The organism is Domibacillus mangrovi (assembly GCF_001906925.1).
GTDB lineage: Bacteria > Bacillota > Bacilli > Bacillales > Domibacillaceae > Domibacillus > Domibacillus mangrovi.
This window is the reverse complement of sequence record NZ_MRWQ01000022.1, coordinates 17,999-31,353: the sequence shown is the minus strand read 5'-3', so window position 1 is coordinate 31,353 and position 13,355 is coordinate 17,999. Positions and strand designations below refer to the sequence as shown.

Sequence of the window (13,355 nt, the reverse complement as noted above, 5' to 3'; positions counted from 1 at the left end):
GTACCTGGAAGGAATAAAATCGCTCTTAGAAACCCTTATAAGTCAAACTAATTTTTTAACTCTATCGTCTTTCCTATTATTTGTCCTCTTAACTAAACCTTTGCGTTCTAATAGATTAATTCATTTTATTACCGAGGATGGTTTAATAAACAAATCTTGTTGGCGTTCGGACTGAGTAACGCTATCATGTTTGCACGAGTACACGTTCTTGCGCAGTCGTTCCATCTTCACGCTCCAACTTTTCGTTATACTGCTATTAAATAAGATAAGATATTTATTGAATTAAATACCCTATATGATTATCAGATGACTTTAAAATAATGTCCTGCCATTATCGAGTTCCATTACTTCGCAATTCGCTCATTACAAGGATTTCCATATGGTTTTTTCCCCATTCATCCATTTTTTCTAGAATAGGCAATAAACTTTCCCCTTTTGCAGTTAGTGAATACTCTACTTTAGGCGGAACGACTGGATATACTTCACGATGGACAAGATGATCTTCTTCCAGTTCTCGTAATTGACTCACTAGCATTCGTTGAGTAATTCCTGGAATTAACGCTTTTAATTCGCCAAAACGCTTCGTTCCCTCTTTCCCTAAATGCCATAAAATGCGCATTTTCCATTTCCCACTAAACATGGAGAGAGTTAGTTCCTTTTCACAATTAAATGTTTTGTCTTGTAAATGAATCATCAATTTGTCCTCCGTTCGTGTATTTTTCCACATTGTCTAAACTTTTACTTCTCCTGCATGAACGGGCAAAGAAATCTATCGACCTTTACAATATAGTTCGGGAAGGATACAACGATATTTATTCATCGCTTCTTAACTATTCATTTTTTCTTCGCTAAGTATATTATATCCAAGTCTGTTCTTTTACACAAATCCCAATTTTCCAAAAATGATAAAAATAAGAGGGGGAGGTGTCTGGCATAGAATCAAGAAACAATGGTAAATATAACGACGATTTTAAGAAAATAGTGGTGGAACTTTATCACACTGGTAGCTCGGTGAGTACGTTAAGCAGCGAATATAGCGGTATCTGAAGTCAAAATGGATGAAAGCCTTGACTTTAGTGAATGGCGAGGAAAATAGGCTAACGCCACAGGACATAGCTGAAATCCAAAAAGAGAACCTTCGAATGGAACAGATATGGACATTTTAAAAAAGGCTGTAGCCATATTCTCCAGAACATAACCGATCCCGAGCTAACAAACTTGATTTACGATTAAAAAGAAGTGGTTCCTGTTCAAGTCATTTGTGAAGTGCTGAACATGCCAAGAAGCACTTATTATCTGTCCTTGATGAAAACAGAATCAGCACGACCGGGAAAAGAACTCAAATGATCGATCCTCAATACGGCCGCAAATTGAGTTTTCCCATTTATTAATTTTTGGTAGTTTATAATGGTAAAACTCATCTTCAACTGGATAACAAAAAGCCCGATGTTAATTCGGGCCTCTTCTCTCACATGTAGTATACTTTAATAAATTAAAATGTTATTTATCCCCAAATGAAAAACCACATCTTTATTTGCCACTGCGATAACATTTTGTCTATTCTTTTTAACGCTTATTGATATTCGCCAATAATCTTGGCTGCTTTTTCTGTTATGGCCGTATCAATCGCTTCGTCAAAATTGAATTCCCCGCGAATGGCTCCATTTTTCTTATACATTTCATACTGATTGCGAATGTCCTTAATGAACATCTTGCCATTTGGATCAAGCCCTGTCACAAATACATCTTCCCAAACGGCCGCATCTTTTAAAGCTGTGTACTGTGTCATGATGTCGATAATACCGTCTTTCCCTTCGCCTTTTTTGAAGGCATCGTTATAATCTCGAACCCCTTTTAAATACGCGGCCATGAAGCGTAACGACACATCTTGTTCGTCTTTCATGAATTGCGGTGAACCAAGTACCATCGCAATTTGTGCTTCCGGCGCAAAATCGGTTGTATCACCGAAACGAACGTGAATGCCTTCTGCTACACCTTGTGTAATAAGTGGTTCAATTTGCAGTGCTGCATCAATCGAGCCATTTCCGATCGCTGCCATCATGTTACCAAAGTCAGACATAATCACCATTTCAACATCGTCTTTCGTCAGACCTGCGTGCTCAAGCATTTGATGGAAAATGTAATCATCTACAGCATGCTCAGTGGAAACAGCAATTTTTTTGCCTTTCAAATCACTGTAGTCCTTTATTTCACCTTGTTTATCAGCACCGATCACAAACGTGAAATACGATTTTCCTTTTTCATTGTGCCCTTTATCCGCTATAATCTTTACATCAATCCCTTGGGCAATAGCATTAAAAAATGACGCGGACGAAATGCCTCCTGCAATATCCACATCACCAGATGCGAGAGCTGGCAACATATCATCACTATTCGAAAATGTCGCAAACTTCACTTCAATGTTATAATCATCAAAATATCCCTTTTCATTGGCAATATAAAAACCTGCGCCTGACGCAGAACCATCTTCGGCAATGACCACTTTTGTCTCCTTACTTAAAGGAGCTAAATCCCCAGACGGATTATCTTTACTTACATCGTCGTTGACCTTCACCGATTCTTCTTTCGCACACCCCGCCAATAAAAGTAAAACAGCCATCATCCCTAACCACTTTTTCATCCATATGCCCCCTTTACAATCTTGATCCTTGTACTTCCACCTGCAAATGACGCCAAATATCCAAAAACTTAGAAGCCATTTCTTGATTTGAGCGCATATCTTCCAGTTTTCTCGGCCGAGGCAAATCTATTTTCACCTCATCAATGATTTTTCCAGGTTGTGCACTCATAAGTAGTACCCGATCACTTAAATACAACGCTTCATCTATACTATGCGTGATGAACAGCACCGTTTTCTTTGTTTCAGACCAAATGGACAACAGCTCTTCTTGCAAAATATATCGGTTCTGCTCATCCAAAGCCCCAAACGGTTCGTCCATCAGCAAAATTTCCGGATCGTTCGCAAACGCTCTCGCAATGCTGACTCGTTGCTTCATCCCGCCAGAAAGCTCTTTCGGGTACATTTTTGCGAATTTTGCTAGTCCCACTTTATTCAAAAAATAGTTTGTTCGTTCTTTTACATGCCATTTTGGTAAATGACGCATCTTCAGACCGAACGCTACATTTTCTTCAACCGTTAACCATGGCAGAATGCCTCGTTCTTGAAAAACCATAGACTGGTTCGGACGATCTTCATTACTTCTCTCAATTTTGAAGTTACCTGAACTTTGGTTTTCAAGACCAGCTAATATGCGAAGCAAGGTTGTTTTTCCACAACCGCTCGGTCCAACAAGGCAAACAAATTCTCCCTCTTCGATATCGATTGTAATATTCTCAAGCGCAGTAACACTATTTTGTTTTTTATAAAACACTTTCGTCAATTCATGAATCGATATTTTCGAGTTCTGGCTCACGTCGTCACCTCCATGGTATTAGTTTTCGTTGCAGCCCCCTTAGTATTAATGAAAAAATATAGCCAAAAAATGAAATCAGAATCAATCCAACAAACATTTCTTTTAATAAAAAGGCACTGTAGGACGTCCAAATCAAATAACCAATTCCTGACCTTGCCCCCATCATTTCAGCTGCGACGATAGTTAGCAAGGCGATTGCCTGCCCCATCTGAATGCCTTCCATCATGAAAGGAAGTGAGCCAGGTAAAGCGATTTTCAAAAAAAAATCTTTCCTGCTGGCGCCATAGTTTTTTGCCACATCCAAATAAATGGAGTCGATCGAGATAACACCAGCGATGGTATTGATCACAACAGGAAAAAAAACACTTCCCGCAATGGTGACGACTTTTGACACTTCACCAATTCCAAAGATGATTAAAATAATCGGCAATAAAGCAAGTGTGGGAATAGGCATTAACGCCATAATAATAGGTGAAATAAAGTGCCGAATTGGTGCATACAAACCCATACATAAACCGAGGATGACACCAGGAATGACACCCAGTAAAAAACCAGTGAAGATTCGAAACAAAGAAATGTTTATGTGGTGAAACAATTCACCACTTGTGAGCAATTCAATAAATGTGGAAATAATGGCGGTAGGTGGGGGGAAAAATCGTGCGTCAATCAGTCCACTTTGGGATAAAAATTGCCAGATAAGCAAGAGACATATAGGAGAAAATATAGTTAACCATGTCTTCAACCTTTGCTTTATTTGTTGTTTACGCCATTCTTGTTTTTCTGTTTCGATTGGATTTTTTATATCCTTCATTTTTCACCACCTCTTCATCAAAATAATATGCATACTTCCAAAATTGTGTGCACCAAACATAAAGTGTCGGCCGTTAGCTTATGATGAACTAACTCCCCTACAAAATAGTATCTAAATTTAATCAATGCTCGTCCTTTTTAAACGAGAATGATCATATTCAGAAAAAAGAAAGCTTTTGAACAAGAAAAGTCGAACTTCTTGAGTAAATACAAGGGAGATGAGTAAAAATCTTTACCGTCCCTCTACTTGAACATTGTAGAGCGCTGATAAAAGTATAGAGGCGTGGTTAATAAATACGAGACAAAACATTTCATCCAGAATGATCTTGTCTCTCCAATCGATCGTTACATGCTCCATATTGGCAATAATGCTTCTTAATTTCCGCTCCGATCTGAATGCACTCACATCCCCTCCGCTATGAACCAAACAATTTCGAATCCTATTTGTATTTTGAATGAATTTCCACGCTGGCAGATGGATTGGAAACTCCACGTGCAACTCCGTTATTAAATAATCTTTAGCCTTATTAATCAGAGATTGCCGGCTGCTGTTTCGTTTACTAAACATTCTTCCTGATTCACTCGGGTAACAGAGCGCGACCAATTTACTTTCTATAAAAGAGTAAAGACTCGTTAAAAGCGAGCTTCGCAAAATATTAGGGAAATCACTGCGGTAAAGGCTGCATTCATCTATATGCCACCCCCGAAAGCCTTCTGGATCTGTTTCGTTGCTTTCTGCGGCCATCTTTTCATACTTGCTCGCTTCCCTTCGGAGTGAGTGTTCAATAAACGCAGCATACTGTTCGAACTGAAATAAAGGGTGCTCCACATCAAACAAATACCGTAATCTACTTGGCGTCATCCTCTCCATCTCCTCTCCCTCCTTTAATGCGTTACATTTTTCATTTAAGGTTTGGTTCACCGTTCCACTTTAGGTCGCCTTCTACAAAGCAAAAAACAACGAATAGACGGTACATGTATATTCGTTAAGAGGGAACCTAACACTAGATGTTAAAAGAAGATGCCTAAACTAGCTCTAGTATTAAAGCAGTAGCCGTAATCTCCTTCCACTATTGATAAGTTCTTGAACAAAAAGGATTTAGTAGATACGGAAAAAGGATAACTTGGAAAACATCATAATAATACTTAAAACAAAGAAAAAAGCCTCCATCCTCTTTCACACAGAGAATTAAGACTTCTGAAAAAGAATGATTCCTACTCGGTTCGAACTAGCGTATCATTCCAAAAGACGAAAAACATAGCTAGGAGCAAAAGAAACGCTTTCATCCCATTCTATCATTCCCTAGAGGCGAGATCGATGCCTCCCCTTTTTGTTCCATTTATTCATGGTGCATTTGAGATTATTGTGAAAGTAACTCAATGGCTTCTTTTAAAATGTTAATATCTTCAAATATTTCTTCTTTAATCTCACTATCTTTACAACGCTCACAATCTCCATATAAACGAATGAGCTCCTGCTCAAATATAAGGCGCTCTTTATCTTCACTCATAGCGATGTAATCCTTCCATTTCTGCAACCCGGCTATCATCGTTGCTAAGAACCTTAGATCCGTGGCTTTGCGTCCCAATCTTTCGATTAGTTTGCCTTTGATTTTTAGTTATTCATAATTATATTTTATGAGATTTCCAATGAAAAAACATTAAAAATGACATTTTTTATTCATCGTTTAATCTTTCTTTTTATAAATGAAATTTCAGGAAAATGATTATATAAGCTAAAAACGATTACTTCATATAAAGTGAAACTTTATTCAGTAGGGGTTAGGTTCACAGGATGTGAATCATGCACACGTTGTCACAGGATGTGACGTTCTTAGTCTGCCTTCCTCTCTCCCCACTGAATAAACAGGAACTCAGGTAAGGGCGCCGCGTCCTGCGGCAATACGTGAGTGACTGGCTTCAGCCGGCCCGAACCAATCGGGCTTTTACGGGCAGTGGATCCCCCGCTTATCCTTCTTTTCTTTTCGAAGTCTTGAAGCAAAGGTCTTACTGCCCGTTAATGCAGGATAAAAATAGAATCTCATTTCACTCTTTTTCATAGGATCGGCCTCATCTACACTGGATACCTTGACAGCCACCTTTTCCATACAACCCGATAGTATATTTTTTATTACTACATGGCTTCTGTACCCATAAAAAAACAAAAAGAAACCCTTCTTATTGTTTTCCTTTACTTTCATGTTTTTTAAACGTTCTTTTATACGTCTGGTGATTAGCCCAAGCCAAATCGCTTCCCTCTGTTGAAACTCAAATTAGTGATGCAGAAACAATGCCATTCCTACCTTCTATTTCAACGGCATCCGGCGATAAAAAAGCAGACGCTGGAAACCGGCAAGTGACTATTTGGCATGCGGAAATGAAGGGATTTATGAACAACAGTTAAAATCTGATTATCCTGTGAAACTTGAGAAGCGATCGGCACATCAGGGTATGCAATACTGAAACTCCCACTCCGCTATTCACTCATTTATCATTTCATCGATCTGCTTTATTAACAGGCTTACGTAGCCTATATGTATATCGGCACGAAAGAAGATCAGCTGATTTTGTTTTGTTTGATATGTCTTAAGAAGTGGCGGGTTTTTTCCAATCAAGGATCGAAGAAAGTCATGTTCGATTTCAACATAGAATCGTGGCCATCGAATCAGAAGAAGAGACATTAATGGACAGTATGAGAATATACTAAATGTGATTATTTCAAAGGGAGGAGGAAATTACATGTATAATAAATCTTATGAACAAAGGCTAGACGGCTCTGGCGGTGGACAAATGGGGATGGGACAAGGTATGTCAAGCAGTGATAATCACTTATTAAATGATGTTTCAAAAGCGATAATTGGCGAGGTTCACGCTTACAATTTTTATCAAAAATTAGCTGAACTAGCGACGAATGCACAGGACCGACAAGTGATCTTGAAAATACAGCAAGACGAAGCAAAACATTATCATTGGTTTACTATGATTTTACGCAGAATGGGTGGGCAACAACCACAAATCCCAGCTGGAGAATTACCGAAGGAATTTAAAGAAGGCGTTAAAACAGCAATTCGTAATGAATTAGAAGCCGCTGCTTTTTATCAGGATATTGCCTCTAGAGCAACCACTCATCATACTCAAATGCACTTCATGCATGCCTCTCATGATGAACAACGTCATGCATCTTGGTTTCAATATATGTTGATGAATGTGTAGAGAAAGGTAATGAATAATATACAGCTGACCAAAAGTGGAAGTAATATAGTAGATTTTGATTCACTTTTCCCTTCATTCACACTACCAGCAGGTGGATCACTCTTAGCTTTTTACAACGACATTTCTAAAGTTTCATCTACCAAATAATAATAAAGAGACAGTTTCAAAAGCTATACTTTTAAAACTGTCTCTTTTATGACTTTGATTATATAATTAAAAAAGTCATACTTAACGCTTCTTCCATGTTAATGAAACTAAGAAACCCGAGCGCCCAAACTTTCTTTTTTCCTTTAGACACTAAATTCAGCGCCCACTTACACCATTCCAATTCTTCTCTTTGCAACCTTAATCCTCTATTTATCAACATATAACGACCAAATTGTTCAGAATCCATATAATCATCACCATCTATATGTTGTTGTATGTTAGATATCTGCTTTTCCTGAGAAGCAATTTTATTATTCAATTTTTCGATCCGATTATGCAGCAATCTTTCAGAACTTTCCTGATCTGATAACCAGATTGAATTTTTCTTAATTAAAAACTCATCCCGTACGACCGGATCAGAAGGTTCTTTATTCAGCCAACTTGTTAAGAGTTCCTGTCCCTGTTCCGTGACAGAGTATACTTTTTTATTTGGTTTTCCATTTTGTTGGATCATTTGAAAAACAACCAATCCCTGCTCTTCCATTCTAGATAGTTGAGGATATATTTGACTATGCTTAGCCGGCCAAATGAATTCTAATGAAGATGCCAACTCATATCCAGAACATGGCTTTCCAATCAAAATACTAAGAATTGCATACCCCAATGTGTTCACCGTGATCACCCCTTGCAGCGACAGGTAAACTCGCCTATTTGAGCAAAAGCGAGAGAAGCCCATCTGTAATCGCCAGATTGTACATATAGTACAAACCAAACAATACACTAATTATACCAGAGATAATCGTAAACAGTGAATTCATTTCTTTTTTAGAAGAACTAAACACGAATGGAATACCTATCACGGTTGTAAAAAGGAGCATCCCTGCTACCGTACCTGCTCCAAAAATAAGAATGTATTCCGCACCCTGCCAAACGCTATTTACTGTGCTCATTGTCAATAAAACCATCGCAGCACTTCCAGCCAGTCCGTGCACGAGACCGATGAGAGATGACTTAATAAAATAATGTTTATCTCCATACTGGCTATGATTCCGATGGATATGTCGTTGATTTTTATTCGCTGCCAAAACGTTGGCTACGCCTAAGTAAACAAGCATGACACCGACTAAAAATTCGAGTGACATAGATACTTTATCTGGAATGCTATTTTTCATTAAAATAAGGGTAATCCCAATCAAAAACAAAGTAGCCGTGTGACCGATTCCCCAAAAAACACCTGCTAAAGCAGACTGCGATAATTTTTTACTTCTGCTCGCAATTGTTGAAACGGCAATAATATGATCTGGCTCAATCGCATGTTTAATGCCCAGTATGAACCCCAGTGATAATATTGAAAACAACGTGACATCCATCTTAAAATCCTTTCTAACTTCAATTTAATCAACATATTTTCCCTTCAGAATTTTTTATCTGATTAATATTTTCGTAAGGTAACTGGATGACGACCATACCATTCTTTGCGGAGGAACGCGCTGCAGGCAGCCATAAGTTCTTCAATTTTTTGTGTAGAATGAGCCAGTATACGCAATGTAAAACCGCCTTCTGTCAAGAGAGACAGTCCTGCCTTACACTCGCCTAAATCTTTTTCAATTACACCATACAATCGTTGAAGAACGTCCTCATTTACTTTTTCACTAATCACAATCATCGAACCTAGATGAGTATACCCTTCCATATAACCGATTCCATTCACACCGGTTTCATCGGGCTGGAGTTTTAAATGATCAAATATAATTAATTTCCCATCTAAATAAATTTCATTTTTCAATTGAATCAATTCATACCGAAACCACTCTCCATCGGGAGACCAGCCCGGTGTTAAAATGTCATTGTAAAAAAGAGTCGCTCCACGTTCCATCTTAATGATCGTATTTTGCTTATACTTGGCATCTCGATAGGCGATCAGCGGATCAGGGATGTATTCAAGCACACTGCCTTTTTTCAAGATGATTTCATTTTCCTGAAGAACGGGTGTATTCGGTGTTTTGTAAACTTTCGTCGCAGACTGTGTCGTTAAGATCAGCTCAGCCTGCTCCTCAAGTTTAATTTCCATCCGGTAACGGTCCCCATCTACATATCCGCCCCCTGGGTTAATGAGAAAATAGCATGCTTGTCCGCTGTTATCAAAATAATGGGGACGCAGCATCTTAAATGCACCTTGGAAATACATTTGTTTCGTTACCGTCTTATCCCGTTTTTTCTCCATGCTCAGACGCAACACGCCTGTCCATTTATCCATCTTAATTCAACCCAGCGAGTAAAGCGTTTTGTTTAATCCAGCGGATGACTTCATCTAAACCAGTATTGTCCTGCAAGTTCGTGAAAATAAATGGCTTTTCGCCTCGGAACACTTTCGTATCAGCAGCCATGACATCCAAATTCGCGTGCACATATGGAGCAAGATCGATTTTATTAATGATGAAAAGATCTGATTTGATCATTCCTTGTCCGCCTTTACGCGGAATTTTCTCTCCTTGGGCTACGTCGATAATGTAGATGGAAAAATCAACAAGTTCAGGGCTGAATGTAGCCGCCAAATTATCGCCCCCGCTCTCCACGAAGATCAAGTCCAAATCAGAGTGGCGTTTTTTCAACTCTTCAATCGCCGCACTATTCATTGACGTATCCTCACGAATCGCTGTATGAGGACAGCCGCCTGTTTCAACACCAATAATTCGGTCATCATCTAAAACACCATTGTTCATTAAGTACTTAGCATCTTCCTTCGTATATATATCATTCGTAATCGCCGCCATACTAATATCACCCTGCATATGACGAGTTAATTTTTCGACAAGCATTGTTTTACCGGCACCAACTGGGCCACCTACACCAATTTTAATCGGTTCCATTTAAAAGCACGTCCTTTCATTATTAAGACATGAAAATACGGATATGTACCCGTTCATGTTTCATTTGAGAAATTTCCAGACCTGGGGCCACAGCGCCAAAATCAGCTATATCCATTATCCTAATTTGTTCAATCGCTTTTGTAATCCACTGTTGAATATCGCGTAAAATAAACTGCCCGGCTGTCTGACCGAGTGGTATACCTCGCACTGCATTTTGAGTAAGACTCGATATAGACGAATAAAGATACGTGGATAAAATGACATTCCCTGGCACATTTAACTGATGAGCGATGATTGTAAATACAATAGCTGGATGACCAAACGCCGTTCCATCCGCTGTTTTTTCTTTATACAAAGATAGTAAAGGAGATGGATACAGGTCATTTCCAATGGTCAACATGCGTTCACCAATCTTACGTGTTCCTTCTCTCGTTTCTCTTGGAAGAGCTTGCACCGTTATTTTCCGGTCAAGTGCCCAGATCGCCTCGGCATCGTTTTGCTCAAGCGCTTCATAAGTAAGACGAGAGGCTAGCCCGTCTGTATAGACGAGCTGCCCTAATACATACATTCGCAGCCATTCTGAAAAACTTTCTTTATCATGTACTTTATTTTCCTGTATGTATGTTTCCAAACCGAACGAATGACTAAACGCTCCTGTTGGTAAGTTGGAATCACATAACTGAAATAAAGAGAGCAAATAATTATCCATGACTATGTCCTATATGCCGGAACGCTTTCTTCACTTTCCGTTTTTCACGCACATATGGGAGACCAAGCTCCTCAAGTAGTTCTTCCACAAGATAATCGTATTGAACGAGCATCTTATCCTCTTCAAATTGAGCGGGCAAATGCCGGTTGCCAAGCTGATGAGCAATCGTTCCCATCTCATTTATGTTCCGTGGCTCAATAACGATCACATCATCTGGAAATACCTCAATTAAAATGATATTTTTTTCATCCATGTACAATACGTCGCCCGCATTTAACTCTCGGGATTCGCTTAAACGGATGCCGATCTCATTGCCATGATCCGTTTTGACGCGCTGAATACGTTTCACTAAGTCACTGCTTTCGAGATACACTTTTTCTTTATGCGTACGGGCAACAAGCTCCGGATCAAGCTCATCAATATGTCCGACAATTTTCTCAATAATCATCTTTTCACCTCAAAATAAGAAATAACGCTGGCCCATAGGTACGACGTCTACGGGGGCACATGTAAGATGTTCACCATCCACACGCACTTCATACGTTTCTGGATCGACCTTGATTTCAGGTGTCGCATCGTTCAATTTCATGTCTTTTTTCGTCAATGATCGAATACCGTGTACAGGAAGGACCGTCTTTTGAAGTCCCAATTTTTCATGAACGCCGCCTTCATACGCTGCTTTTGAGACGAATGTAATAGAAGCCTTATATTTTGCTTTTCCCATTGTCCCGTACATTGGACGGTATAATACCGGCTGCGGCGTCGGAATGGATGCATTGGCATCCCCCATTAAACTTTGAACAACTTGGCCACCTTTTAAAATCATGTTTGGTTTCACACCGAAAAATTGCGGATCCCATACTACAAGATCGGCAAATTTGCCCTCTTCAATCGAACCGACGTACTCAGAAATGCCGTGTGTGATGGCTGGATTGATTGTATATTTCGCGACATAACGTTTTATACGATTGTTATCGCCAATGCCTTCATCGCCTTCAAGTTTGCCCCGCTGTTGTTTCATTTTATCCGCTGTTTGCCATGTCCGTAAAATGACTTCCCCTATACGGCCCATCGCTTGTGAGTCGGAACTCGTCATACTAAACACACCCATATCCTGCAAAATATCTTCCGCCGCAATCGTTTCTCCCCGAATCCGCGAATCAGCAAACGCCACATCTTCCGGAATATCCGGACTTAAATGATGACACACCATTAGCATATCAAGATGCTCATCAATTGTATTCACTGTGTAAGGAAGCGTCGGATTAGTCGAAGAAGGAAGCACATTCGGATAGCTGGCTAATTTAATAATGTCCGGCGCATGACCGCCTCCCGCTCCTTCTGTATGGTACGTATGAATTACGCGATCTTTAAAGGCAGACGCTGTATCTTCTGCAAAGCCGCCTTCATTCAATGTATCGGAATGGAGTGCCACTTGAACATCATATTCATCAGCGACTTTTAAAGACAAATCAATCGCTGAACGTGTCGCACCCCAGTCTTCATGAACCTTCAGCCCGATCGCACCAGCCCGAACTTGCTCCGAAAGCGGCTCTTCTGCACCGGCGTGTCCTTTGCCTAAAAATCCGACGTTAATCGGCATATCTTCTGCCGCTTCAAGCATGCGATGAATATTCCATTCACCCGGTGTAACAGTTGTCGCTTTCGATCCTTCAGCAGGACCTGTTCCGCCACCGATCAGCGTTGTTAAACCTGCAGTTAGAGCGGTTTCCACTTGAGCAGGGTTAATGAAATGGACATGTGTGTCAATGCCGCCTGCTGTTAAAATTTTTCCTTCGCCGGCAATAATTTCAGTAGATGCACCGATCGTAATCGTAACACCATCCATTAAAAGTGGGTTGCCTGCTTTTCCAATAGAAAAAATCTTCCCGTCTCGGACTGCTACATCCGCTTTGTAAATACCTGTATAATCCAGCACAATGACGTTTGTAATCACAAGGTCCGGAACATTATCGGCACGAACGGCGAGCGGGTGACTGCCCATCCCATCACGGATCACTTTACCGCCACCGAAAACCACTTCATCTCCGTATCGTGTAAAGTCTTTTTCAATTTCAATAAACAACTCTGTATCCGCTAAACGAATTGCATCACCTGTTGTTGGACCGTACATATCAGAATATTGTTTTCTCGTCATACGAAAGCTCATAT

At 39.8% G+C, this 13,355-nt stretch carries 14 protein-coding genes and 1 riboswitch; of the genes, 1 reads left to right on the top strand and 13 read right to left on the bottom strand.

Annotated elements, in window-relative coordinates:
* Positions 1 to 331: 331 nt before the first annotated feature.
* The 6 genes from hxlR to BLL40_RS17460 all read right to left on the bottom strand — a co-directional run bounded on the left by hxlR (position 332) and on the right by BLL40_RS17460 (position 5,755).
* Positions 332 to 694 (bottom strand): transcriptional activator HxlR, encoded by a 363-nt coding sequence (hxlR, locus tag BLL40_RS15355; RefSeq protein WP_073712738.1) that lies wholly within the window; start codon positions 692 to 694, stop codon positions 332 to 334.
* 879 nt (positions 695 to 1,573) lie between these two features.
* A complete protein-coding gene (locus BLL40_RS15350) occupies positions 1,574 to 2,641 on the bottom strand; it encodes an ABC transporter substrate-binding protein (RefSeq protein WP_073712737.1) in 1,068 nt (355 codons plus the stop codon).
* A gap of 13 nt (positions 2,642 to 2,654) precedes the next feature.
* Positions 2,655 to 3,434, bottom strand: a complete 780-nt coding sequence (locus tag BLL40_RS15345; protein WP_073712736.1) for an ABC transporter ATP-binding protein — start codon at positions 3,432 to 3,434, stop codon at positions 2,655 to 2,657.
* A 4-nt stretch (positions 3,435 to 3,438) separates the two neighbouring features.
* Positions 3,439 to 4,245, bottom strand: a complete 807-nt coding sequence (locus tag BLL40_RS15340; protein WP_073712735.1) for an ABC transporter permease — start codon at positions 4,243 to 4,245, stop codon at positions 3,439 to 3,441.
* A 231-nt stretch (positions 4,246 to 4,476) separates the two neighbouring features.
* On the bottom strand, positions 4,477 to 5,115 hold the full coding sequence (locus BLL40_RS15335; protein ID WP_073712734.1) for a hypothetical protein: 639 nt from the start codon (positions 5,113 to 5,115) through the stop codon (positions 4,477 to 4,479).
* A gap of 490 nt (positions 5,116 to 5,605) precedes the next feature.
* On the bottom strand, positions 5,606 to 5,755 hold the full coding sequence (locus BLL40_RS17460; protein WP_159434233.1) for a hypothetical protein: 150 nt from the start codon (positions 5,753 to 5,755) through the stop codon (positions 5,606 to 5,608).
* 19 nt (positions 5,756 to 5,774) lie between these two features.
* A riboswitch (cyclic di-GMP riboswitch) is annotated at positions 5,775 to 5,861 on the bottom strand.
* A gap of 1,122 nt (positions 5,862 to 6,983) precedes the next feature.
* On the opposite strand from BLL40_RS17460, the gene BLL40_RS15325 reads away from it, so the two are divergent.
* Entirely contained in the window at positions 6,984 to 7,457 is a 474-nt protein-coding gene (locus BLL40_RS15325) for a ferritin family protein (protein ID WP_083566580.1), read from the top strand.
* Positions 7,458 to 7,662: 205 nt separating this feature from the next.
* Here the strand turns inward: BLL40_RS15325 and BLL40_RS15320 are convergent, their stop codons facing one another.
* From BLL40_RS15320 to ureC, 7 genes are all read right to left on the bottom strand, one after another.
* A complete protein-coding gene (locus tag BLL40_RS15320) occupies positions 7,663 to 8,277 on the bottom strand; it encodes a PadR family transcriptional regulator (protein WP_073712732.1) in 615 nt (204 codons plus the stop codon).
* Positions 8,278 to 8,311: 34 nt separating this feature from the next.
* The gene (locus tag BLL40_RS15315) at positions 8,312 to 8,974 is read right to left on the bottom strand and encodes an urease accessory protein UreH domain-containing protein (protein ID WP_073712731.1); all 663 of its coding nucleotides are present in this window, start codon (positions 8,972 to 8,974) and stop codon (positions 8,312 to 8,314) included.
* Positions 8,975 to 9,036: 62 nt separating this feature from the next.
* Positions 9,037 to 9,861, bottom strand: coding sequence for an urease accessory protein UreD (locus BLL40_RS15310; RefSeq protein WP_073712730.1), 825 nt, complete (start codon positions 9,859 to 9,861; stop codon positions 9,037 to 9,039).
* 1 nt (position 9,862) lies between these two features.
* Positions 9,863 to 10,474, bottom strand: a complete 612-nt coding sequence (gene ureG / locus BLL40_RS15305) for an urease accessory protein UreG (RefSeq protein ID WP_073712729.1) — start codon at positions 10,472 to 10,474, stop codon at positions 9,863 to 9,865.
* A gap of 22 nt (positions 10,475 to 10,496) precedes the next feature.
* Positions 10,497 to 11,183, bottom strand: a complete 687-nt coding sequence (locus tag BLL40_RS15300) for an urease accessory protein UreF (RefSeq protein WP_073712728.1) — start codon at positions 11,181 to 11,183, stop codon at positions 10,497 to 10,499.
* Entirely contained in the window at positions 11,176 to 11,631 is a 456-nt protein-coding gene (gene ureE, locus BLL40_RS15295) for an urease accessory protein UreE (protein WP_073712727.1), read from the bottom strand. Before ureE ends, BLL40_RS15300 begins: the two co-directional genes overlap by 8 nt.
* Before the next feature lie 9 nt (positions 11,632 to 11,640).
* Positions 11,641 to 13,353, bottom strand: a complete 1,713-nt coding sequence (ureC, locus tag BLL40_RS15290; protein ID WP_073712726.1) for an urease subunit alpha — start codon at positions 13,351 to 13,353, stop codon at positions 11,641 to 11,643.
* Positions 13,354 to 13,355 lie beyond the last annotated feature (2 nt).

Excerpts from the sequence above, each read along its gene's own strand:
- BLL40_RS17460 (WP_159434233.1), bottom strand. The coding sequence starts at position 5,755 with ATGAGTGAAGATAAAGAGCGCCTTATATTTGAGCAGGAGCTCATTCGT.
- BLL40_RS15335 (WP_073712734.1), bottom strand. The coding sequence starts at position 5,115 with ATGGAGAGGATGACGCCAAGTAGATTACGGTATTTGTTTGATGTGGAG.
- ureE (WP_073712727.1), bottom strand. The coding sequence starts at position 11,631 with ATGATTATTGAGAAAATTGTCGGACATATTGATGAGCTTGATCCGGAG.
- ureG (WP_073712729.1), bottom strand. The coding sequence starts at position 10,474 with ATGGAACCGATTAAAATTGGTGTAGGTGGCCCAGTTGGTGCCGGTAAA.
- BLL40_RS15325 (WP_083566580.1), top strand. The coding sequence starts at position 6,984 with ATGTATAATAAATCTTATGAACAAAGGCTAGACGGCTCTGGCGGTGGA.
- BLL40_RS15300 (WP_073712728.1), bottom strand. The coding sequence starts at position 11,183 with ATGGATAATTATTTGCTCTCTTTATTTCAGTTATGTGATTCCAACTTA.
- BLL40_RS15310 (WP_073712730.1), bottom strand. The coding sequence starts at position 9,861 with ATGGATAAATGGACAGGCGTGTTGCGTCTGAGCATGGAGAAAAAACGG.
- BLL40_RS15340 (WP_073712735.1), bottom strand. The coding sequence starts at position 4,245 with ATGAAGGATATAAAAAATCCAATCGAAACAGAAAAACAAGAATGGCGT.
- BLL40_RS15315 (WP_073712731.1), bottom strand. The coding sequence starts at position 8,974 with ATGGATGTCACGTTGTTTTCAATATTATCACTGGGGTTCATACTGGGC.
- BLL40_RS15350 (WP_073712737.1), bottom strand. The coding sequence starts at position 2,641 with ATGAAAAAGTGGTTAGGGATGATGGCTGTTTTACTTTTATTGGCGGGG.
- ureC (WP_073712726.1), bottom strand. The coding sequence starts at position 13,353 with ATGAGCTTTCGTATGACGAGAAAACAATATTCTGATATGTACGGTCCA.
- hxlR (WP_073712738.1), bottom strand. The coding sequence starts at position 694 with ATGATTCATTTACAAGACAAAACATTTAATTGTGAAAAGGAACTAACT.